Below are 22,519 nucleotides of genomic sequence, written 5' to 3' on the forward strand. Positions count from 1 at the left end.
AGCCTCCGCGTGCAGGTGCGCACGCCTTGCCGGAAATCGGCGATCGGGAAGGCCAATCGGAAGTCACGACAGCTTCCACGGCTCCCGGTAGGGGTAGTGGAGCAGGCGGTTGGCCTCGTCGTCGCCGACGAACTCCTCCTTCTCGGGATCCCAGCGCAGCTTGCGGCCGATGCGCCAGGCGATGTTGCCCAGGTTGCACAGGCTCGTGGCGCGGTGGGCGATCGCCACGTCCATCACAGGCCGCCGCCGCGTGCGCACGCAGTCGAGCAGGTTGCCCATGTGGTTGTTGCTGCGGTAGAGCTCGATCTCGCCGGGACGCGCCTCGAACTTGGCCTTGGGCTCGGTGTCGAAGTTGTCCCAGGACGACAGGGTGTCTTTGTCGCCGATGTAGAAGGCGCCGTACTCGCCGCCCTTGGGTTCGCCGGGCTGGTCCCAGTGGAGGGTCCAATCCGGGTTCTTGAATTCGTAGGTGACGCTCATGCGCACGGGGTTGTCGAAGAGGCCGTCGGGGCGGTCGCCGGTGGCCTCGATGGAGACGGGGCCGGTGTGGTCCACGTTCATCGCCCAGGCCACGATGCCGAAGATGTGGGCGCCGCGGTCGCGGATGTTGCCGCCGCCGCTGCACATGAGCCAGCGGAAGTTGCCGTGGCAGGTGGCGGGATGATAGGGGAAGAACGGCAGCGGGCCGAGCCAGCGGTCGTAGTCGAGCTGCGGGGGCACAGGCTGCGGCGGCGCGGGCGGATGGGTGGGGTTGGGGTAGTGCCAGCATCGGACCTCGCGCACGGTGCCGCAGTAGCCGTTGCGGATGTACTGGGCCACGTGGCGGCCGTGCATCGAGCGCCACTGGGTGCCCATCTGCACCACGCGGTGGTAGCGGCGCGCGGCGGCCACCATGGCCTGGCCCTCGCGAATGGTGACGGAGAGCGGCTTCTCGACGTAGACGTCCTTGCCCGCCTGGCAGGCGTGGAGCGTGTGGAGGGGGTGCCAGTGGTCGGGCGAGGCGATCACCACGGCGTCAATGTCGGGCTGGTCGAGCAACTCGCGGAAGTCGTGGAACTTCTTCGCCGTGCCGCCGGTGCGGCTGTAGGCGGCGTCGCAGCGGGCCGCGTCAATGTCGCACACGGCGGCCACGCGCGCGTCGCCGCGGCCGAGGATGTGGCCGAGGTGGCCGCTGCCCATGCCGCCCACCCCGATGTGGCCGGTGAGGATGACGTCGCTGGCGGGGGCCTGGCCCTCGGCGCCGAGCGCGCGGCTCGTGAGGAAATACGGCGCGGCCAGCAGGGCCGCGAGCGCTTGCCGGCGGGTGGTCGGTTCGCCCATCAGTCGTCCCTCTCTTCGGGTGCGCGCGACATGCCAGGAGCACGGGCCGCGGAGCGGCTGGGCATTGAGTCCCCACGCGGGGCGCAGGGACGAGAACGCCCGAGCTCAGCGGTCACAGCAGCGCCCACGGCTCGCGGTACGGCGCGTGGAGCAGGCGGTTCGCGTCCTCGTCGCCGACGAACTCCTCTTTCACAGGGTCGTAGGTGAGCTTGCGGCCGACTCGCCAGGCGATGTTGCCCAGGGCGCACAGGCTGGTGATGCGATGGCCCGCTTCGACCGGCACGATCGGGTCCTTGCGGCTCTTCACGCAGTCGAAGAAGTTGCCCACGTGGTCATTGCTCACATAGAGCGCCGTTTCGTGGGCGCCGGGCTCGAAGAAGACCTTCTTGTCGGCCCGCACGCCGTCGCAGTGGCCCACGACCAGCGAATCCTTGTCGCCGATGAACTCCACACCGTAGGGGAACGGCTTCTCGTCGGGCGTAAAGCCTTTCGGCTCGCCCGGCTGGTCCCAGTGGAGCGTCCAGTCGGGGTTCTTGAACTCGTAGGTCACGCTCATGGTGACGGGGATGTCGTACAGCCCCTCGGGGCGGTCGCCCGTGGCCACGACCGAGACGGGGCCGGTGTGGTCCACATTCATCGTCCAGCACACGATGCCGAAGATGTGCGCGCCGCGGTCGCGAATGTTGCCGCCGCCGCTGCACATGAGCCAGCGGAAGCTGCCGTGGGTGTGCGCCGGGTGGTAGGGGAAGTAGGGCAGCGGGCCCAGCCACAGATCGTAGTCGAGTCCGGGCGGCACGGGCTCGGGCGGCGAGGCCGGGCGGCTGGGGTTCGGGTAGTGCCAGCAACGGACCTCGCGCACCGTGCCGCAGTAGCCGTTGCGGACGTATTGGGCCGAGTAGCGGCCGCCGCTCTGCGAGCGGCCCTGGCTGCCCACCTGCACCACGCGGCGGTGGCGCCGCGTGGCGGCGATCATCGCCTGGCCCTCGCGCACCGTCACGCACATGGGCTTCTGGACGTAGACGTCCTTGCCCGCGACGACGGCGTGGAGGGTGTGGAGCGCGTGCCAGTGGTCGGGCGAGCCGATGATCACGGCATCAATATCGGGCCGCTCGAGGAGCTGGCGGAAGTCGTGGTAGGGCTTGGCCTTGCCCTCGGTGGCCGACTCGGCGCGCGAGAGGCGCTCCCTGTCCACATCGCACACGGCGACGGCCGTGGCCACGCGGCTGCCGATCACCTGGCGCAGGTGTCCCCCGCCCATGCCGCCCACCCCGATGTGGCCGACGGCGATGCGGTCGCTCGCCGGCTCCTTTTCCGGCCCGCCCAGGGCCTGGCTCGTCAGCACGTAGGGGGCGGCGACGCCGACGGCGACAGCTCTAAAGAAACTCCGACGCGAGACATGGTCCTGCATGCGATGCCCTCGCTGTTGGCCGTGGATCCGTGGGACGAGTTCTGGCTTCGAGGGATTATGGCGCGGGCGGGCAGCAGAGTCAAGCTGGCAAAACGGCTTGGGCGCCATAGCGGGCCCGTGCGGGCGCGTCCGCCACGTAGCCACAACCGTCCCGGTTGCGGTCACTCTGGCTTTGCCCTGGTAGAGGCGGGCCTTGTGGCCGCCCGGGGGCAGCCACAAGGACTGCCCCTACGGAGCATCGACGCGAGGTGAGCTTCGCGCAATGGAAGCGACACTGGGCTTGCAATGGCCACCATTTGCGCTACACTTGCGTTACGGCCTGTTGGTGGTGCAGGGACGCACACCGAGGAGAATCTGCCATGCGATGGAGATCGAGCCACCTTTCAGCCCTGCTGGTGACGGCCACGCTCGCGGCCGCGCCGGCCTCCGCATGGGCCGCGGCCAAGGCCCCAGCGGGCAATGAGGGGCCGAGCAAGCTGGAACTGAGCGGCGCCGAGAAGCGGCTGGTGGATTTCGAGAGGAAGGTCGAGCGGGCGAACGGCCAGCCCTTCCCCCTCGGCTACACGGAGAACGAGGCCCTGAAACGAGTTAAGGACCTCAAGGAGCGGTTCCCCGACGACCCGAAGGTGGACGAACTCTTCGAGCGCGGCCGCAAGGCGCTTATCGCCAGCAAGGGCGAGGCGATGACCCTCGGCCCCGAGGCCACGGCCTATCGCCTGAATGAGCAGAAGCTCAAGGGGCTCTTCAGCGAAAAGGCGGACAAGGAGCTGGCCGCCCTGATGGCCGAGGTGGAGAAGGACAAGGCGTCGCTCACCCAGCCCTTCCCCGCGCCCAGCCACCGCGAGGTCGAGGCCGAGGCGCTCAAGGGCAAGTTCGTCGTCCTCAAGGACTTCGAATACCCCGCAAACGAGTTCACCGACTTCCACGGCCAATACGTCTACGTGGGCAGCGGCACCAAGGGCTTCTACTTCGTGCAGCTCTCGGGCCGCCCCTGGCTGGGGGCCTACGAGGCCCTGCGGCGCTACCGCCGCCTGGTGAACCGCGACCTGCCCGAGGACGGCAAGTGGACCCTGATCGGGCGGGTGACGGGGCTGGAGATGCTGGTGCCCGACGCGGGCAAGGAGAAGGTGGAGGTCGCGCAGTGGGGCTGGGGCGTCGAGCCCGTGGCCATCCACGTGCCCGGCTGCACGCTGGCCGTGGCCGACCCCAAGGCCGAGCTCGGCGGCGCCTTCAGCGGCGAGGCCGAGATGGAGCAGATCAAGGGTGCCATGTACACCATCAAGAGCGTGCCCGACGACGCGACGCCCGAACGCCTCACCGAAATCTACATCGCGGCCATCAAGGAGAAGAACTACCCGCTGTTCCTGGACTGCATAGACCCGAACCGCCGCGCGACCAGGACGGCGCTGAGCCGCATCGGCTACCACTGGGACCTGCACCAGGAGCGGTTTGCCAAGCTCTACTGCCACGTGGTCGTCGGCCCGGCCAAGACGCAGGTGCTCAAGGGCTTCGACGAGAAGGGCGACCTCGAGGGCTTCTTCCTCAGCGAGGAGGACAAGGCGAAGATCAAGCAGCACGCCGAGGCCCTCGTCGAGGTGGCCGAGCTGACGACGAAGGCCTACGACGAGCGCGGCCGACAGTACGGCAGCCCCAAGCCGCGCTTCTTCAAACGCACCGAGAAGAAGCGCTGGTACATCACCAACTACGACCAGCCGTTCTGACCCCCGCAACTCACGGAAAGAGGTGACACCATGAAGACGCGAACCCTCGGCACGCTCGGCCTGCTGGCGGCGGCCCTCCTGGGCGGCCTGGGGGCGATGCCATCCGAGACCAAACACCCTGTCTTGGACAAGCTCACAGACGTCAGCCCCACCGCCAAGCGGCAGGCCAACTACCTCCTCACCGAGGTGATCCACTACTTCGAGAAGATCGATAAGATCATTGGGTCCGACAGCGTCGTGCAGGGGAACATGGACGACGTGTTCACGGCTGCGGACAACCACTTTGCGGGGAAGTGGGCGGACGGCATAAACGACGTTCTGGAGGCGTACCTCGCCTGGGCCAAGCAGAAGGGCCAGACCGTGAAGTCCATGCCCCAGGACTGGAAGGACTACTTCGCAGGCATCGCGGCCTTTCTCACCGAGCTGTCGAACACCCACGGGCCCAAGGCGGTGCGCTGGAAGCGCGAGCTCAACGCCATGAACAAGCGGTTCGCCAAGTACACCAAGTTCGAGCCCACGGTGCTCAAGGTCGTGCGGGAAGACGCTGTGGCTGCTGATGCCGAACTCGCCGCCACGAAGGCCCTGCTCGACAAGCCGGTTGTCTCACTCGACGACGCCAAGCAGCGCCGCCGCCACCTCCAGAAGGCCAAGACCACGATGAAGAACATCCAGGAGTGGGCGGTAACACAGGTCAAACGCGTCGACGAAACCATGTCCGATACCAAGCTGAAGCCCGATGCCTTCAAGAAGGGCCTCGACGACCTGGAGGCCTGGTCCAATGCCCTGAACGCGAACGACAAGGTGCCACCGCCCCCGAAGGCCCTGGCCGCCGGCTGGGTGGGGGTCGGCAAGACGAAGCTGGACGAGTTCAAGCGCAACTACGGCGAGGTCGAGCGCGGCCTGTCCGACTTCCGCAAGGGCGACCTCTTCAAGGACACCGCGTTCTTCAAGGGGGTCCGCTACGACGGCCTGGCCGCCGTCGTCGAGGAGTGGCTCGCCAAGGCCGACGCGCGGATTGACAAGATCGAGGGTAAGTGATGCGGCGTAGTGTGCCCTACACAGGGGCGGCCGCCGGGTCGTGGCGTGTGTCGGGCTCGAAGGGGAAGGCTGGCCGCCGGCGGCGGGTGTAGGGCAGGCGCTCGATGTGCATGTCGCCCGCGCCAGGCGTGAGAAGCATGATGTACCGCGGCGCGATGCGGCTGAGGCCGGGGAACAGATAGCCCTCCTTCACCACCACGAGCTTGTACGTCAGCGGGTCCAGGCCGCACGCCTCGAAGTGGCTGGGGTCGGTGAACGCCGTCGGCCCCTCGGCCAGCACGGCCTCGATGCCGCCGATGCGGACGACCGCCCAGCGGGGCTTGGGAATCAAACGCACGACCAGAGCGTCGGCCTCCAGCGGCGGGCCGTGGCGCTTCTCGATCGCCGCGCCGATGGCGAGGCGCAGCGCCTTCCCCTCCCCCGCCTCGAAGCACCTGGCCACTGCGGCGCGGTCGTTGAGGCCCGCCACCAGCGCGTTGCTCACTTTCCGCTCGGCCAGATGCCGCAGCACGATGGGCAGGTCGCCCGGGGCGCTGGCCGTGACGTTGTCGCCGCTGTCCGTGAGGAACACGGTCGGCTCAGGGGCCTCCAGCCCCCGTGTCACACCCTTTTCCAGGTCGGCCGTCTCGCAGCCGAAGGCGAAGTCGCGCCTTGCCTCCCAGACGAGTCGCGCGAGATGAGCCGCCGCGGCGCGGGCTGCGACGCGCGAGCCGTCGGCCGTCACCATCACGGCCATCCCCGTGTCGGGCGAATCGGTCCACGCGCAGCCCACGAACAGCGTGGCCGCGAGGATCAATCTCCCGCGGGTTTCAAACCTGCGGGAGGTTCCGGCTTCGACCCTTCGCGCCTCCTCCACGAGCGAGCCGAACGGCTCAGCCGTCGTCATCGCCTTCTCGCCGGGCAGGATGATGGGAACGGGCAGCACGCAGGACACGGGCCGCACCTTGCCTCGCAGCGTGTCGAGGAGGATGCGTCCCGCTCGCTCCGCCGTTTCGGCGCCGTCGGTGTGCGGCGCGGTCTTCAGGCCGACAAGAATGTCGCCGAATTCCCCCATTCGGGCGGGGATGTTGCCGTGGAGATCGAACGTGCATGCAATGGGCACGCCCGGGCCGACCACCTGGCGCACCTCGCCCACGAGCACCGACTCCGCCGGCCCGATCCCCTCGGCGTACATCGCCCCGTGGAGCCGCAGGAATACGGCGTCCACCGGCATCGCCGCGCGGAGCGAGGCGAGCACCTTGTCCATCGTCTCGCGGCATGCCGCACCGTCCACCGTTCCGCCGCCGGCCGGATGTGCGGCCAGGCCCGGCACGATCTCGATCTCCGATCCTTCCCAGGCCGGCAGAGGCCGCGAGCTCGCCTCGCCGAATCGGAACGCCGTCGTCTTCACGGGGTGAAACGTATTCGTCTCATGCGCGAAGGCCGCCACGAACACGCGCTTGGCCGGCAGCATTCCTGTCTCCTCTGCGGTCGCGGGATGTAAACGTGTCACCGGCCAAGGAGTTCGCGGAACTCGTCGGGTGTCAGCCCGGCGTCTCGCACTATCGCGCGGAGCAGCCCAGGGCGAAGCTCGCGGTGCATGGGGACGGTGAGCGGTTTGTGCTGGGCGGGGTGGGGGTGTCTCATGCGGACGTGGCTGCCCTTCTGGCGAACGGCCCGGTAGCCGACCCGTTCCAGAGCAGCCACGGTCTCCCTCCCCGAGACCAGCGGGAGGCGGGGGCTCATGCGGTCACCAGGACGCTGCCCACGAGGGTCTTCGACGGGTCAGGCAAGGGCTCCTTATTGGCTAGCATGTCTTCCAGGCACAGCTCGATGGCCTCCCGGATGTTCTCCAGAGCCTCGTCGAGGGTGTCGCCCTGGCTGTAGCACCCGGGCAGCGTGGGGCACGCGACGACGTATCCGCCGTCCGGGTCAGGTTCGAGGACCACCTTGAAATCCATGACCCTCGTCTTCCGCATCACGCATCTCCTCACAGGTACATCCGTCCAAGCCTGTTGTCATTATACCACATGCTCGCAGGCTACTCGGGCCTGAGCGCGGCGCGCAGGCCCTCGAGGCGCGAGCCATCGGGCCGCCGCAGGCGGGCGGCCATGCCCCAGTCGCCCCCGCCGTTCCACACTTTGACGAGCAGGGCATTCCAGCCCTTCTTGAGAACCACCTCGGCCTTGTCGCTCGCTACGGCGAAGCTGCGGGCCTGGTTGGCGTTGATGACGAGCGCACCATTGAGCCACACCTTGGCCCCGTCGTCGCTGCCGAACTCCAGCCGCGCCTTCTGGTCCGCGGGCGACCAGACACAGGTGCGCAGATAGGCCACGGCGTTCTGCTTGTCGCCGAACTTCTTGTCCAGGTCCATGTGGAAGGGGTCGGATCGCCGTTCGCCGCCGCCGGGGGGAATGATCTCCCAGGCGATCTTCTCGCGGGGCACGGCAGCCCCGCCCACCATCTCGGATTCGGGCGGGAAAACTTCGTCGTGGAGGCCCTGGCCCTCCTTGCCGCTCTTGGTGTAGGGGCCGCTGACTTCCCAGGCGGTGATGTAGTCCTCGGTCTTGTCGAGCTGGTCGAGGGCCTCCTGGGCCTGTTTCTTCACGTCGTCGTTGGGCGCGCCATCGAGGAGCTTCTTCAGCGCGGCCTTCGCCGCATCGGGCTGGGTGCCGATGAGGGAGCCCGCGATCTTGACGGCCGCAATGGCGGCTTCGGCCTTGAGCGCCTCGTCGCCCAGAAACGGCTCGACGGCTTTGAGCGCCTCGGGGCTGGGCACGCTGCCCATTCCCCCGAGGATTTCCCTCTTTTCGTCGGGCCGCCGCGCCGCCTTCATCGCGTCGGCGAGCAGTGCCAGCCGCGCCTCAGCCGTTCGTTCGCCGGGCAGTGCCAGCACGCGCAGGCAGCCGCGGAGGGCGAGCACGTGGTGGGCCAGGTTGTCAGTGCCCTTCGCCACGGCGAGCAGGTCGGCGGCCACCGCGCCATCGGGCCAGTCGGCCAGAGCGCGAATCGCCGCATCCTTCACGTCGGGGTTGGCGTCCTTGAGCGCGGCGCGGACGGCTTCCAGCGCGTTGGCCCCGCCGAGCTTGCCGAGGACGCGCAGCAGGGCGCCGCGGGCCGGGCCCTGGGCCTTGGGCAGCGCGGCGAGGATGGGGGCGGTGCGCTTCGCTTCGTCCTCGATGCGCGCGCACACGGAGCTGAGCGCCCGTTCGGCCGCGGCGCGGTCCTTGTCGTCGGCCTTCACGAGCAGGGCCACCAGGCCATCAAGCGCCTCGGCGCCCGCGTAGCCGCCCAGGGCCTTGAGGGCCTCGGAGCGGACGGCCTCCTCCTTGTCGCTCGCGGCCTGGAGCAGCGCGGGCACGGCCGCGGCGTCCTTGCGGGCGGCCAGGGTCTTGAGCAGTTCCACGCGCAGCGCGGCATCAGCGTCGTCCATAGCCTTCACCAGGGCCTCCGTCGCGGGCTTGCCGCGGATGCGCGCCGCGGCGTTGCGGACGGCTTCCTGTTCCTTGCCCTGCGCCTTCGCAAGGGCGGCGATGAGCGGGGGCAGCGCGCGAGCGTCGCCCAGAGCGGCCAGGCCCTCGTAGGCGGCGATCCGCACGGCCTCGTCGGCGTCGCTCGCCGCGGCGACGAGCGTGGGCGCGGCGCTCGCCTCTCCCCGGCCCGCGAGCAGCCTGAGCAGCACGACTCTCACCTCGGGCTTGGCGGTCCGGAGCTTCTCGGTCACGGCGACGTTCACGGCAGCGGCGGGCATCATGTTCAGCGCCGTCATGGCGGCGCCGCGGATCTCGGGGTCCGGGTCGGCGAGAGATTCGAAGATGACGGCGAGTTCGGCCGGGCCGCCGGCCCGCCCCACGCCGATGAGTGCGCCGCACTTCACGAAGTCCTCGGCCCCGAGGAGGTTCTGGTAGAGTTTGAGGGCCGCGGCCTTGTCGTCGGCCTCGACCAGGCGGTCGGCCAGGAGCAGGTAGCTCACGATGGCGATGCGCCAGACGCGCGGGGGTGCGCCCTTGCTCGCGGCCGCGAGCAGGTTGGCCGCGCCCTTGTCGCCGATGCGGGCCAGGGCCTCGATGGCGGCGAGCTTCACGCCCTGGTCGTCGTCCTTCACGAGCGCGATGAGCGCGGGCGCGGCGGCCTTGTCGCGCCGCTCGCCGAGGGCGTTGATGAGGCCTACGCGCCACTCGGCGCCCTCGGCCTTCGCCAGGGCCGCGCGCAGGGCGTCCACGGCCTTGGGGCTGGGGTTCTTGAGCAGCGCGCGGCGCGCGTGCTCGCGCACCGAGGGCAACTCGGTCTCCCTGGCGTCGAGCAGCCTTGCGAGCGGCCCCACCGCTTCCTCGGTGCCGATGCGCTCGAGGCCCTCCAGGATGGCGATCACACCCAGCTTGGGCAGATCGGGCCTCAACCGCGCGAGCAGGGCTTTCTCGGCCGCGGTGCGCTCGGCCGCCGCGCCCGGCCGGCTGGCGTGCCAGCCGATGCGCGCCAGCACGCGGTTCGCCTCGCCGCGCTCCTCCAGGTCGTCGCCCGTCAGCTTCGGCAGCAGGGCGTCGAGCGCCTTCGCGTGCGCGGCCTCCCACTCGGCGGCTGATCGCTTGGTCGCTTCGCCTTTGCCCTGAAGCTCCTTGAGCAGCGGGTCATCGCCCGTCTCGCCCGCCCACACGCTGACACACGCCACCCAACCGAGGGCAATAACCAGGATCGCTGGCGGCCGCATCTATCGCTCCTTTGCTGAGGCTTCTCCGCGTGCAGGCACGCACGCCCTATGGCTCTGAGATCGGCAATCGGCGGTTCTACAGGTGCCACGGCGGCCGCATGGGCGGGTTGAGCAGGCGATTCGCCGCCTCGTCACCGACGATCTCCTCCTTGGCGGGGTCCCAGGTGAGCTTGCGGCCCACGCGGAACGCCAGGTTGCCCAGAATGCACAGGCTCGTGACCCGATGCCCGATCGCCACGTCCATCACCGGCTTCTCGCGGGAGCGGACGCACTTGAGGAAGTCGCCCATGTGGTCGTTGCTCACGTAGAGCTTCGTCTCGCCCGCGCCGGGTTCGACGTAGACTTCTTTCGGCGACCAGATGCCGCCGTCGCCGCCGTTGACGACCAGCTCGCCCTTGTCGCCGAAGTACTTGAAGCCGAAGGCGGCTTCGCCGAACTTCTCGCCCGGCTGGCACCAGAAGAGGTTCCAGTCGGGGTTCTTGAACTCGTACTTCACCGTGAAGTCGTTGGGGCAGTCGAACATTCCCTTCGGGGCCTCGCCGCTCAGGCACTCGACGCTCACGGGGCCGGTCGCGTCCACGTTCATGCCCCAGCAGATGTTCGAGAAGATGTGCGCCCCCCGGTCGCGGATCTGCCCGCCGCCGAAGTCGAGGAACCAGCGGAAATTGAAGTGGCAGCGCTTCGGGTGATACGGCACCCACTTGGCCGGCCCGAGCCACAGGTCCCAGTCCAGCCCCGACGGCACAGGCTGGGGCGCCTCCCAGCCGCTGGCGGGGTTGTTGTAGTGCCAGGTGCGTACCTCTTTGACCTTGCCGATGTGGCCGTTGCGCACGTATTGCGCGGCGTAGCGGCCGGCGGCGGTCGAGCGCGCCTGGGTGCCGATCTGCACCACGCGGTCGAAGCGCCTCGCCGCCCGCACCATCGCCTGCCCTTCGGCGATGGTCGTCATCATCGGCTTCTCGCAGAAGACGTCCTTCCCGGCCTCGCACGACAGGATCGTGTGGAGCCCGTGCCAGTGGTCGGGCGAGCCCACCACCACGGCGTCCACGTCCTTGCGGTCGAGCAGCTCGCGGAAGTCGTTGTAGACGCCCACCTCGCGCTTGCAGCGTTTGGCCGCGTTCTCCGCGTGGTTCTTGTCCACATCGCACACGGCCACGGACGGCTCGCGGTCGTTCTGGGCGAAGCGGCCCAGGTGGCCGCCGCCCTGCCCGCCCACGCCGATGTGGCCCATGCGAATCTGGTCGCTCGGGGGCGCGGCCAGCACCCGCGAGCCGACCACGTAGGGCGCCGCCAGGCCGGCGCCCAGGCCCGCCAGGAATCCACGTCGCGTCACGCTACTGCCCATGAGTATCGCGCTCCTCAGGAGGTTGGCCGAGACCAGAGGATGGTTAGTGTGCCAAAGCGTTCTCGCACTGTCAAATGGGCTGTGCCGCACGTCGGCCCCGCCAGCCTCAATGGACACTATGGACAATATGGACGGTCTGGATCGGGTCGAGCCGGCTCCGCCCTCCACTTTGCCACGGCGTCCAGCGGGGCCATCTTGCCCATGTGGGCGCGCATCTGGGGTGTCAGGCAGCCTCGAGGATGGCGTCTATGGCCTGCAACTCGCGGTCGGAGAAACCCAGCGTGCGGAGCGCGGCCACGTTGTCCTCGATCTGGCTTACGCGGCTGGCGCCGATGAGGGCGCTGGTGACGGCCGGCTGCCGCAGCACCCACGCCAGCGCCATCTGAGCGAGGGTCTGGCCCCGCTGCTGGGCGAGGTCGTTGAGTCTCCGCACTTTCTCCAGCTTCGCGTCGGTGATCGCGGCGGGTTTGAGGAAGCCGTGCGGCTTGCCCGCCCGCGAGTCGGCGGGGATGCCGGCGAGATAGCGGTCGGTCAGCAGCCCCTGGGCGAGCGGGCAGAAGACGATGCTGCCGATCCCCTCGTCTGCCAGCACGTCGAGCAGGCCGCCCTCGATCCAGCGGTCGAAGAGGTTGTAGGACGGCTGGTGGATGAGGAGGGGCGTGCCGAGCCACCGCAGGATACGGGCCGCCTCGCGCGTGCCCTCGGGACGGTAGCTGGAGATGCCGGCGTAGAGGGCCTTGCCCCGCCGCACCACGTGGTCGAGGGCGCCCATCGTCTCCTCCAGCGGCGTCTCGGGGTCGGGGCGGTGGTGGTAGAAGATGTCCACGTAGTCCAGCCCCATCCGCCGCAGGCTCTGGTCGAGGCTGGCGACGAGGTATTTGCGCGAGCCGAAGTCGCCGTAGGGGCCGGGCCACATGCGCCAGCCGGCCTTGGTGGAGATCACCAGCTCGTCGCGGTAGCGCCCGAGGTCCTGGCGGAGGACGCGCCCGAACGTCTCCTCGGCCGAGCCGGGCGGCGGGCCGTAGTTGTTCGCCAGGTCGAAGTGGGTGATCCCCAGGTCGAAGGCCCGCAGCACCATCGCGCGGCAGTTCTCGAAGGCGTCCACGCCCCCGAAGTTGTGCCACAGCCCCAGCGAGATGGCAGGCAGCTTGAGGCCGCTGCGCCCGCAGCGGTTGTAGCGCATCGAGTCGTAGCGAGTGGCGGCAGGCGACCAGTCCATGGGCTTCTCCTTTGCGCTCCCCGCGGGCGACTATAGCACGGCGGGCGGCGCCCTTCAAGAGCGTGCGGCTGCCCGTCTCGCACCGGGCTGGTCCGCCCTCGCTTGACGCGGTGGCGCGCCGGGCGTAAGCTGCCCAGGTAACACGGAGATGAACCCTGCACCGGGAGAAGACAGAATGAGCATGCGGATTGCCGTGGCGGTGCTGTGGGCGAGCGTGGCGGCCGCGGGCGAGGGGGCGGCGCCCCAGGCGCCGGCCTCCCTGGCCGACGCCCCGCCCAACACGTGGGTGAAGGCGCTGGTGACGAAGACCGGCTGGCGCGAGCAGCCCCTCTTCGTCTACGTGCCGCCGCTCAAACGCTTCGTGATGGCCAGCGGCATGCAGGCCTACGGCGGCACCGTGCCGCGGCATTACGACACCGAGGAACTCGACTTCGCCCAACTCAAGTGGTTCAACGCCTACCCGCCCGACGTGGCCGCGGGTCGGCCCGAATCGGGGCCGGTCGGCGAGGAATATGCCGAGAGGCGCGCCAAGATGGGCCATAACGGCCCCGAGCTGTTCTACAAGGACGGCGATCACCTCCGCGTGGGCGCGGGCGGCCAATGGCTCGAATCCCGCATGGGCTATGAATGGTGCTACGTGCCCGAGGACGGGAAGATCTACGCCTACCTCCACGACAAGACCCTCCGCTACGATCCCAACGCGCGCACGTGGGAGGACCTGAAGGCGAAGCCGCGGACGACGTGTCGCCTCTGGGGCTCGATGACCTACGACCCCGTGAACAGGGAGATCCTGCACGCCGGCGGCGACGGCGGCAGCGCCGACGTGGCAACCTGGGCCTTCGACATCGCCGGGAACGAATGGCGGCGCCTCGAGTTCGGCTCCCCCGAGGCGAAGGCGCTGCTGGACAGGGCCAAGGCCCTCCGCTGGCAGGCCAAGGCCCTCCTGGGCGCCGCCTGCAACCGCTTCGCCATCACGGAGACCGATGCAGAAGCCAAGGCCGATCTCGCCGCCCAAGCCGCTGAACTCGCCGCCGCGGCCGAGAAACTCGCGCCCGACACCAACGGCGTGGCTGCCCGCCGGCTCGCGGCCGCCGTGGCCGCGGTGAAGGCCGCCAGCGCGAAGCTCTCGGGGAAGATCACGCCCGACATCATCGCCGAGGTGCGCGCGGCGCGGGTGCTCTTCGAGCAGGCGGTGGACGCCCTGGCGGTCGAGCCGCCCGGCCGCGCCCGCTCGCAAACGGCCTACGACCCCGTCCACAAGAAGATCGTCCTCTTCGGCGGCGACGGACTCGACCGCGTGCTCTCGGACACGTGGGTCTACGACTGCGCGGCGCGGACCTGGGAGCAGCGCTTCCCCGAGAAGTGCCCCACGCCGCGCGCGGGCCACATCCTGGCCTGGCTCCCGAAGGCGCGGAAGATCGTCCTCGCCGGCGGCTACAGCCGCGACTGGCTCCCCCAGGAGGTCTGGACCTACGACGTGGCGGCGAACGAGTGGAAGCCCCTCCTCCACGTCCCGCTCCAGCCCGAGGACTGGGGCCGCCAGAAGTTCAGCCCCAACGCCCCGCGCGTCACCTGCCGCGACGTGCAGACCGGCGCCGTGAACGACGACGACGTGCTCGTGTGCGTGACGCCCGGCGAGCGCCCCAGCCTCATCACCTGGGCCTGCAAGATTGACCCCTCCGTAGCCGCAAGCGTCCCGCTTGCGGAGGGCGCGATGGGGACGTCGGGCGCCTACACCTTCAACCGCATTGACCCGGCGATCTGGGAGCAGGCCGCCAGGCCCGACCCCGAGGCGATGGCCAAGCTCTACCGCCACCTGCCCGCCAACGTCTGGACATCCCTCGACTTCCCCCGCTACGCCCCCGGCGCGCGCAACCGCTGGGGCACGACCGCCTACGACACCGCCCGCCACCAGCTCCTCTTCTGGGGCGGCGGCCACGCCACGAGCCAGGAAAACGACGTCGCCCACTTCAGCCTCCGCGGCGGCTGCTGGACCCTCGGCTACCACCCCGACGACCCCATTGACAGGGTCTACGCCAGCCAGCCCACGCCGCTGAGCTTCAACGATCGAGCCCACGTGCCCGTCCACGCCTACAAGGCCTACTGCTACGATGCGGCGGCGGGGAAGATGCTCTACTTCGACCGCGCCTACAACCCAGCCGTCCGCGAGTGGGAGCCGCAGCCCTTCCCCGGCCTCGAGCACCGCGGCGTGATGCACAGCTTCATGGCCCCCACCCCGCGCGGCGCCGTGACCTATTCCGACAAGGGCCTCTTCCTCCTCGACGCCAAGGCGGGCAAGTGGAACAAGCTGCCCTGGGACGGCCCGCCCTTCGGAGGCATCTGGTGCGACGGCCACGGCCTGCGCTACGACTCCAAGCGCGACTGCCTCTGGTTCGCCAACGACAAGGACATCTGGCGCTACGACCTGGCCACGGGCAAGGCCGCGAAGCTCGGCATCGCCAAGCCCAAGGCACTCGGCCAATTCATCTTCTGGGGCGAACAGGTCTACCTGCCCGACGCCGACCTGATGCTCCTCATGCGCCTCTTCACGGCCCCCGACGGCAAGCAGCGGAACATCGTGTGGGACCCCGCCGACGGCCGCTTCTTCTGGGCCGACCTCAAGTTCGAGGCAAAGGGCAAGCCCGTGGAGTTCAAGGACAACCCGTTCAGTTGGTCCGACGCCCTCTGCTACGACCCTGCTCTCAAGCTCGCTATCCTCAACAACTCCAGCGACTACAAGGTCTGGGTGCTGAGATTCGACCGCAACGCGGTCAAGATGGAGGTGGTGGAATGAGCCTGGTGAGGCCCGACAGCTTGGCCGGGACCCTCGATGCGGTGGACGAGGCGCTCTTCTTCGGGCGGCAGTTATCGGAGGCGGACCGGCGCGAAGCCGCGGCCTGGATTGCGGCTCGCCAGGGCCTGCCGGGTTCCTACCACGGCCTGTTCGCGCCCACGGAGAGGGACCGTTCCCAGGGAATCAGGCTATTCACCGGCGAGACGGTCACGACCCACGCGGGGAAGGCCCACGTGCTGGGCGAGGAGGCCTGCCGAGCACTCCTCCTTCTCGACGTGGACACCGAAGAGGTCGGCCGCGCCCTGGGCCGCGCGACCGAGGGGATGCTCGAGCGCCTGCGCGCTGCCGAGGAGCGCGAGAAACACGTGGGCCGTCCCTGGCTCGGCCAGTACTGCTGCGGCAAGTGCACGGTCGCCCTCTGGCGCCATCTCGCCGCCGGCGGCCTCGAGCGCGCCGAGCATCATCTGGCCGCCGGCGCCGAAGCCCTCCGCCTCTCGCGCGATGGCGAAGGCCGCTGGCGCCGCTTCCCCTTCCACTACACGCTCCTGGTCCTAAGCGAGATGGACGTTTCACTTGCGGCCGACGAATTGCGCTATGCCGCCCCCGCCGTCCAGCGCCTCGCCAATCGCCCCCCGTCCAGCGACCCCTTCGCCACCCGCCGCCACGCCCTCGCGGAACGCGTCCTCGCCAAGGTCTGACGAGAGGGCGCCGACTCCCTCCCGAACGTTCGATGCGTTCGGGAGGGTAACGTCGTGGCGCACGAGCAGGTTCCCCCGGCTACTACCCTCCCGAAGGCATTGGAACCTCGGGGAGGGGCTCACTGGGCGGAGCGGGGTTCGATGACGAGGGCGCGGATGAGCCAGTAGCCGCCGCCTCGGTGCTGGACCCAGCCGCCGAATGTCACCAGCGTGGGCGCCGCGACGGCGGGCGCCTTGAAGCGCAGAAGGACGGTGTGACTCGGCTGGTCCTTGAGCGGCTTGCCCGTGTCAATCACCACGGCGCCGCCGCTCGCGGCCACGGGGAGGGTGTCGCAGACGGCCTCGGCGGGCGCCAGATGGGCGGGGCTGGTGACGATGCCGTCCTTCTCCTCGGGGGGCTTGCTCTTGGTGCCGAGGCTGAGCGTGCCCTGGCCCGCCGCCGTGATGAGCTTGACCTCGATGTCGGCGCCCGCGGCTACGCGAAGCGCGGGATGTTCGCACCACAGGCCGGTCTGTCGGCCGCCCGAGCCGTTGACGCCGTGGGTGGTGACGATGGCCTCGGCGGGCGCGGCAGCGGGAGGCTTGGCGAGATCGAGGAGGCCCAGGCGCTTGCCGCCCGACCGGAACTCGGCCAGGCCCTTGCCGAGGAGGGGCGAGGCATCCACGTCGGCCGCCCCGCCGGCGGGCACCTCCCAGGGGCCGGCGAGGGTCTCGACGGGCTTCTGGGGCAGCGGGTTCGCCTCGCGGAAGGCGCGCCCTCCCTCGCGGACATCTATGTTGACGGTCTGGACGGTGATGGTGGCAGGCTCGCGGCTGAGGTTGGCGATGAGATAGCGGGGTTTGCCGCCCTGCCAGTATTCCTGCACGTAGAGGCCGGTCCGCCAGTCCAGCCCCACGCCGATCTGGGACCCCACGGCCGCCGCCACGAGGGCGCACGCCGCCAGCGCCGCCAGCCAGAGCCGCACGCGCATTTCGAGGACTCCTTTGTGTGGACGGCTTCTCTCCCCTTTCTCGTAGACGCGGTTTCGGCAGCGCGGTTCCATCGCCGACCTGGGGCAGGCGGAGTCAGAGGGCGCCGTCGGACCGGCGGCCCGGGACGGTGTCGGCTCGCTTCGCAGCCTTCAGCCGCCGCTCGCGGCAGGGGTGGACAGGAATCGCGGCCCTTCAGGGTCTGGCGCGCTTGGCTCGAGTGGCCGGTGCAGGTGTGAGCGTGCCTCCCCCTGGCAGACCTGGCGGGTCCCCTGGAGGGCTTTGCCGGGCGCCTGCGGGCGCTCTCCGCCCATACTTGCTCAATCCTGAGAGGGAGGAAGTGAGCAAGTATGGGTAGAATGGCGAGGATTGGCGATTCTCGCGGCTCCGGCCATTCTCGCTCATCTTCGGGATGAGCAAGTATGAGAGGGAGAGCGTCCTGAGAGCATAAGGCATTGCGGCATATAGGGTTATGAGGTGGCCGCCGCTGGCGCCACAGCGCCAGCCCCACGCTCTCGAACGGCGGCATGGACCAGGACGCTGCCTTGCACGTTGACGCTGCGCGGCTTGACCCCGGGGCGCGCTCCACTATAATTCCTCGATTATGGACATGATGGGCATGACGGAACCGGTCGGCACCATTCATTTCGCTGATAATCTGACGGTGCTGCGCGGGATGCCCGCCGACTCGGTGGACCTCATCTATATTGACCCCCCGTTCAACACGGGCAAGGTGCAGCGGCGCACGCAGATCCGCACCGCGCAGAGCGAGGCAGGCGACCGCGTGGGCTTCGCGGGCCGGCGTTACGAGACCATCCGCATCGGTTCGAGGTGCTTCGCCGACCTGTTCGACGACTATCTGGCCTTCCTCGAGCCGCGCCTGGTCGAGGCCCGCCGCGTGCTGGCGCCGCACGGCTCGCTCTACGTCCACCTCGACTGCCGCGAGGTCCACTACGCCAAGGTGCTGCTCGACGCGATCTTCGGGCGCGAGGCGTTTCTCAACGAGGTCATCTGGGCCTACGACTACGGCGCCCGCACGCGGCGGCGGTGGCCGGCCAAGCACGACAACATCCTGTTCTACGCGAAGGACCCCGCGAACTACGTCTTCAACTACGACGACATCGAGCGCATCCCGTACATGGCCCCCGGCCTCGTCGGCCCCGAGAAGGCGGCCCGGGGCAAGACGCCCACCGACACGTGGTGGCACACGATCGTGCCGACGACCGGCGCCGAGAAGACCGGCTACCCCACGCAGAAGCCGCTGGGCATTCTCCGGCGCATCGTGCAGGCATCGTCGCCGAAGGGGGGGCTCGTCCTCGACTTCTTCGCGGGCAGCGGCACCACGGGCGCAGCGTGCCTGGAGTTGGGCCGCCGCTTCATCCTGGTGGACGACAACCCCGAGGCTCTGGCCGTGATGGCCAGACGCTTCACGGGCGTGGAGGGGATCTGCTGGGTGGGCTTCGAGCCCGCATCGGTTACGAGTTCGGGGAGTTAGGAGACCGGCGATGCGTGGCCCCTTGTGTCCCTCTCGACGCGGGCTTCTCCTGGGCGCGGGCGCCCTGGCGGCCTGGAGCCTGTTGCTCTTCAGCGCCGGCGCCATCTGGCAGCCCGCGTGGGTGCAGAAGCTCTGGATTCACGTGTGGCCCTCGAGCCGATGGGAGCGGCACAACGCTCTCGGGAGGCTCATCATCCCCGGCATGACCCCCGCCGAGGTCAAGGGCATCCTGGGGCCGCCCTCGCGCGAGGACGAGATGGCGGGGAAGCTGACATGGATGTACCACGATGGCAGCGGAACGGCGGGGCACGATCTGGATGTGGTGTTTGAGGTTCTGGCGTGGGGGCCGGCGGGCCAGAAGGAATTGCGCGTGCGGGAGGTGGTTCAGGACCACGAGTTCGTGCGATTCGGCCCCATCAGCACGGACTACGGGCGGAAGTACTATAGGATCTCAGTCACCCAACCGACCCCGCCGCCTCGGGGCCCCGATGCCCTCCAGTGACGGGGGGGAATGGCCGGGGGTAGCCCGCGAACTTGGGCGAGACGGCCTCAGGCGCGCAGGAGGGTGAAGCGGGGGTTGCTACGGAGAGCGGCATGGAAAGTCAGGGTGGTCTCGGCGCCCGCAGCGGCGTTCGCGCGGCCGAGGTAGTAGTCGGCGAAGTCGCCGGGGCCGACCCGGTAGTCGTTGAGAGCCTGTCGAACCGTGTCATTGTCGGCGATCTCGAACTGAACCGTGATGAGCATCTGCTCCAGCAGAGGCGCGATCTCGCCTCTGGACAAACCATACGCGGCCCTGAGGACCCAGACGAGTTCACACAGGGCAACCGGCTGGATGAGAAGGCTCTCGCTCCGGCTGCGCACGGCCTCGATCTCGCGGACGGCGACGGCAGCTTGTCGGGGGGCGTCCTTCACGATGTAGCGCACGAGGAGGTTGGTGTCGAGCCCCTTCATCTCTTGAGTCTCCCACCCATCGTGCGGATCGCTTCGTTCATCTCCTCGATGGACACGGGCCGCCTGCCGGGGCGATAGAGCATGCCTTCGAGTTCCCGGACATCTACTGTAGCGGGGCGGATCACGATATCACCGTTGTCCTGAACTACAAAGTCCACCCTGTCGCCGGGATGAACCCCGAGGCGGTCGCGGATCACCTTGGGGATGACGAGCTGCCCTTTGGTGGATAGCCTGGCTGCGGCCATTGCTTTCTCCTGACCGGTTGCCTTACCAGCTGATCCGATTCCTACCTGATAGTAAGACTTCTGGGCATCTTTGTCAAGTTCACCCGCGGCCCAACCATCAGCGGCCTCGAATGTCCTGGAACGAGCTCTCGGGGTCGCCGCAGAAGTCCATGGGGCCGGTGAAGCGCTCGGGGCCGATGGCCTTGCCCGACGAGCCGGTGACGAAGAGCTTGACGACGGCGCAGTTCTTGTAGTCGGGCATGGGGACGGCGATGAGGCTGCCGTTGAACTTGAAGGCGGCGTCGCGGAAGGCCTGGTCGCCCGGGTGCATCAGGCCGACCCGGCCGACATCCCAGCCCCGCTTGACGCGGAAGAGGGCGTAGGGGGTGCGGGCGTAGCGGATCTCGTCGGCGCTGTCTATGTGGGGAGTGATGATGCCGGCGACGTAGCCGTCGGGGACGGTGTAGAGCTTGCCGCGGGCGCCGCGCGGGACGCGAAGGGGGTCGGGCTCGAAGCACAGGACGCGCCGGCGGAAGGGCTCGTAGAGGGGCAGGTAGCGGGCGTAGTGGGCGACCAGTTCGTCGTGGGGCCGCCCGTCGCGGGCGATGGTGGGGAAGCAGCCGTGGAGGACGCAGCGGCGCAGGTTCTCGTCGGTGTTCGCCCGGTCGCTCGTCCAGAGGAAGAACATTGGCTTAGCGAGGCAGGCCCAGAAGTATTTCTCCTCCGAGATGTCGCCGTCGCCCTCCAGCAGCACACCGTCCACGTGGCGCATGCAGCGGAGGGTCTGGGGCTTGTTGGCGAACATGGAGAGGGGGCGGCCGAGGGACTTCATGTGCTCCTTGATGCGGCGGGTCAGCTCGTCGTAGGAGAAGTTCACGCTGTAGGCCGGGCGGTTGTCCACCACGGTGAGGCCGTCGTCGTGGGCGAAGTCAATCTCGTAGTGGCGGAAGCAGTCGAGGAAGAAGCCCTTGAGCTGGGGGTACTCGGCGAGGATTTTCTTCGCGGATTCGAGGCAGAACTGGCCGAAGGAGGTGGAAAGGTCGGCGTTCATGTTGTGGCACATGTGCCAGCCGCTGGGGATGGGGTCGCCCTGGGGCGTGCGGCAGATGGCGTCGGGCCACCGCGCCTCGGCTACGGGGCGGAAGCCGTCGGTGTAGTTGAAGTACCAGAACGGGCAGATCCCCGCCTCGGCGATCCTGGTGAGCTGGGCCTGGATGTCTGCACGGGTGTGATAGAGGCTCTCGACGTCGGCCGCGCCCAGCTCGGCGGCGATCTCGGCGGGCGTGTGGCAGTTCACCCAGGCCCACACCTGATAGGCATCCCGCTCGTTCCCCTCCTTGCGCCACTTGTGGTAGAGGCGTTCGAGGGAGTTGATCTTGAGCCAGCGCGCCTGGCCGTCCTGGAAGTAGTCGGAGTAGTAGGAGAAGTGGCCGTGGACCTCCAGGGTCTTGAGGCCGAGGGCCGTGTAGGCTTTGGGGTCGCGGCCCACCTCGATGCCGCCGCACAGGAAGACGCCCTCGGCGTCGTGGATTTCCGGCGAGTCGGGGTCGAAGAACGCCCGGTAGTGGCGATAGACCTGCTCAAGGCCGAGGCGCCAGTCGCCGCCGTGGAAGAGCACGCGCACGGCGGCCCTCGCCGGGCGGTCGCCCACGAGGCCGATGTAGGATTGGAGGCATTCGAGCGTCTGGAGCGATTGGACGGGTTTCTCGGCGTAGCCCCAGTTGAAGCCCTTGTCGCCATTCTCGAACTGGAAGGTGGCCATCGGCACGCGGGCGTCGAGGGGCAGGAGCATGGAGTAGCCCGCATCGAGGTCGCGGCTCGTGTGGCTCACCATCGGCAGGATGATGTCGCGGCCGGAGACGTAGCTGACCTGGATGTGGTTGAAATTGAAGTCCTCCATGCCGTCGAACACGAAGTCGCCGTCGCGGCAGGGCGCCCACACGTGCCAGCCGGCCTGGAGCGGCAGGTTGAAGCCGATCCGCAGCGAGCGGTCGGCGACCTTGCGACTCGTCTTGCGTGCTTCGGCCTGCCAGAGGAGGCCGAAGTCGTCGAGGGCGAGCGTGACCTTCAGCTCGAAGGGGGCGCCGGCGAAACGCTTCGTGAGGGTGACCTTGTTGCCCCGCTTCGCCGCGCGCACGCGGCAGCGGTCCTTCAGGTCGTGGTACCAGCGGTCGTCGCGCTGGTCGTAGACGCGCAGGAAGCCGAGATAGCCGGGGATGTTCTGGCGCCTGATCTGAAACAGGTCCACGCCGCTGGGCTGGAAGGCCATCGAGCGGAGCCAGCCCGTGGCCTTGTCAACCGCAAGCGAAACCTGATGGTTGTGTAGGAACCAGCAACGGGACGCCTCTGCGGGTGCGAACGCGATTCCCATGAGGACCCTTTCACGAACACTGCCCCTCCGTCGCCAACATAGTCCCGCGGACCCTTGCCGTCAAGGGCGCTGGAAGGTGGTTTTCGACAAGCGCGACGCTTGTCGCTACGCAGGCCGATGGGATCTCCCGCAACAGCACCTCCCGCGGGTTGCGAACCCGCGGGAGGTTGAAGACGCGGGCTGAAGCCCGCGCCACGAACTGCCCCGCCTCGTCGGGTACCTGAGGCCCAAATTCATCCTGGACGTCTCCTGTGCGAACCGGGGAAGCAGGTGGCCGTG

18 protein-coding genes are annotated in these 22,519 nt (G+C 68.8%); 6 read left to right on the plus strand and 12 right to left on the minus strand.

Annotated features, from left to right (window positions below; translation table 11 throughout):
- Window positions 1-63: 63 nt before the first annotated feature.
- Window positions 64-1,320 carry a Gfo/Idh/MocA family oxidoreductase gene (locus tag PLE19_11890; GenBank protein ID HPD15647.1) on the minus strand — a complete coding sequence of 419 codons (1,257 nt, stop codon included), beginning with the start codon at window positions 1,318-1,320 and terminating at the stop codon, window positions 64-66.
- A gap of 112 nt (window positions 1,321-1,432) precedes the next feature.
- Complete coding sequence (locus PLE19_11895) at window positions 1,433-2,728, minus strand: Gfo/Idh/MocA family oxidoreductase (protein HPD15648.1); 1,296 nt, start codon at window positions 2,726-2,728, stop codon at window positions 1,433-1,435.
- 359 nt (window positions 2,729-3,087) lie between these two features.
- On the opposite strand from PLE19_11895, the gene PLE19_11900 reads away from it, so the two are divergent.
- Together PLE19_11900 and PLE19_11905 are read left to right on the plus strand one after the other, a co-directional pair.
- Window positions 3,088-4,449, plus strand: coding sequence for a hypothetical protein (locus tag PLE19_11900; protein HPD15649.1), 1,362 nt, complete (start codon window positions 3,088-3,090; stop codon window positions 4,447-4,449).
- A 30-nt stretch (window positions 4,450-4,479) separates the two neighbouring features.
- On the plus strand, window positions 4,480-5,487 hold the full coding sequence (locus tag PLE19_11905; protein ID HPD15650.1) for a hypothetical protein: 1,008 nt from the start codon (window positions 4,480-4,482) through the stop codon (window positions 5,485-5,487).
- 16 nt (window positions 5,488-5,503) lie between these two features.
- Here the strand turns inward: PLE19_11905 and PLE19_11910 are convergent, their stop codons facing one another.
- From PLE19_11910 to mgrA, 6 genes are all read right to left on the minus strand, one after another.
- On the minus strand, window positions 5,504-6,940 hold the full coding sequence (locus tag PLE19_11910) for a M81 family metallopeptidase (protein HPD15651.1): 1,437 nt from the start codon (window positions 6,938-6,940) through the stop codon (window positions 5,504-5,506).
- A 35-nt stretch (window positions 6,941-6,975) separates the two neighbouring features.
- Complete coding sequence (locus tag PLE19_11915) at window positions 6,976-7,212, minus strand: type II toxin-antitoxin system HicA family toxin (protein HPD15652.1); 237 nt, start codon at window positions 7,210-7,212, stop codon at window positions 6,976-6,978.
- A complete protein-coding gene (locus PLE19_11920) occupies window positions 7,209-7,445 on the minus strand; it encodes a type II toxin-antitoxin system HicB family antitoxin (protein HPD15653.1) in 237 nt (78 codons plus the stop codon). Before PLE19_11920 ends, PLE19_11915 begins: the two co-directional genes overlap by 4 nt.
- A 62-nt stretch (window positions 7,446-7,507) precedes the next feature.
- Entirely contained in the window at window positions 7,508-10,174 is a 2,667-nt protein-coding gene (locus PLE19_11925) for a HEAT repeat domain-containing protein (protein HPD15654.1), read from the minus strand.
- A 76-nt stretch (window positions 10,175-10,250) separates the two neighbouring features.
- Window positions 10,251-11,519 (minus strand): Gfo/Idh/MocA family oxidoreductase, encoded by a 1,269-nt coding sequence (locus PLE19_11930; protein HPD15655.1) that lies wholly within the window; start codon window positions 11,517-11,519, stop codon window positions 10,251-10,253.
- Window positions 11,520-11,742: 223 nt separating this feature from the next.
- Window positions 11,743-12,738 (minus strand): L-glyceraldehyde 3-phosphate reductase, encoded by a 996-nt coding sequence (mgrA, locus tag PLE19_11935; GenBank protein HPD15656.1) that lies wholly within the window; start codon window positions 12,736-12,738, stop codon window positions 11,743-11,745.
- Between the two features lie 175 nt (window positions 12,739-12,913).
- On the opposite strand from mgrA, the gene PLE19_11940 reads away from it, so the two are divergent.
- Window positions 12,914-15,532, plus strand: coding sequence for a kelch repeat-containing protein (locus PLE19_11940; GenBank protein HPD15657.1), 2,619 nt, complete (start codon window positions 12,914-12,916; stop codon window positions 15,530-15,532).
- Window positions 15,529-16,230, plus strand: coding sequence for a hypothetical protein (locus PLE19_11945; protein ID HPD15658.1), 702 nt, complete (start codon window positions 15,529-15,531; stop codon window positions 16,228-16,230). The genes PLE19_11940 and PLE19_11945 overlap by 4 nt, the downstream gene beginning before the upstream one ends.
- A gap of 119 nt (window positions 16,231-16,349) precedes the next feature.
- Here the strand turns inward: PLE19_11945 and PLE19_11950 are convergent, their stop codons facing one another.
- On the minus strand, window positions 16,350-17,201 hold the full coding sequence (locus PLE19_11950) for a hypothetical protein (GenBank protein ID HPD15659.1): 852 nt from the start codon (window positions 17,199-17,201) through the stop codon (window positions 16,350-16,352).
- Between the two features lie 617 nt (window positions 17,202-17,818).
- Between PLE19_11950 and PLE19_11955 the strand changes: the two genes are divergently transcribed.
- Window positions 17,819-18,694: a site-specific DNA-methyltransferase gene (locus tag PLE19_11955; protein HPD15660.1), complete on the plus strand. Its 876-nt coding sequence runs from the start codon at window positions 17,819-17,821 to the stop codon at window positions 18,692-18,694.
- 10 nt (window positions 18,695-18,704) lie between these two features.
- Entirely contained in the window at window positions 18,705-19,196 is a 492-nt protein-coding gene (locus tag PLE19_11960; protein ID HPD15661.1) for a hypothetical protein, read from the plus strand.
- 47 nt (window positions 19,197-19,243) lie between these two features.
- Here PLE19_11960 and PLE19_11965 read toward each other — a convergent pair whose 3' ends face one another.
- From PLE19_11965 to PLE19_11975, 3 genes are all read right to left on the minus strand, one after another.
- Window positions 19,244-19,645: a type II toxin-antitoxin system VapC family toxin gene (locus PLE19_11965; GenBank protein HPD15662.1), complete on the minus strand. Its 402-nt coding sequence runs from the start codon at window positions 19,643-19,645 to the stop codon at window positions 19,244-19,246.
- A complete protein-coding gene (locus tag PLE19_11970) occupies window positions 19,642-19,890 on the minus strand; it encodes an AbrB/MazE/SpoVT family DNA-binding domain-containing protein (protein HPD15663.1) in 249 nt (82 codons plus the stop codon). The genes PLE19_11965 and PLE19_11970 overlap by 4 nt, the downstream gene beginning before the upstream one ends.
- Window positions 19,891-19,987: 97 nt before the next feature.
- Window positions 19,988-22,240, minus strand: a complete 2,253-nt coding sequence (locus PLE19_11975) for a hypothetical protein (protein HPD15664.1) — start codon at window positions 22,238-22,240, stop codon at window positions 19,988-19,990.
- Window positions 22,241-22,519 lie beyond the last annotated feature (279 nt).

This window comes from Planctomycetota bacterium (genome assembly GCA_035384565.1).
Taxonomy (GTDB): Bacteria; Planctomycetota; PUPC01; order DSUN01; family DSUN01; genus DAOOIT01.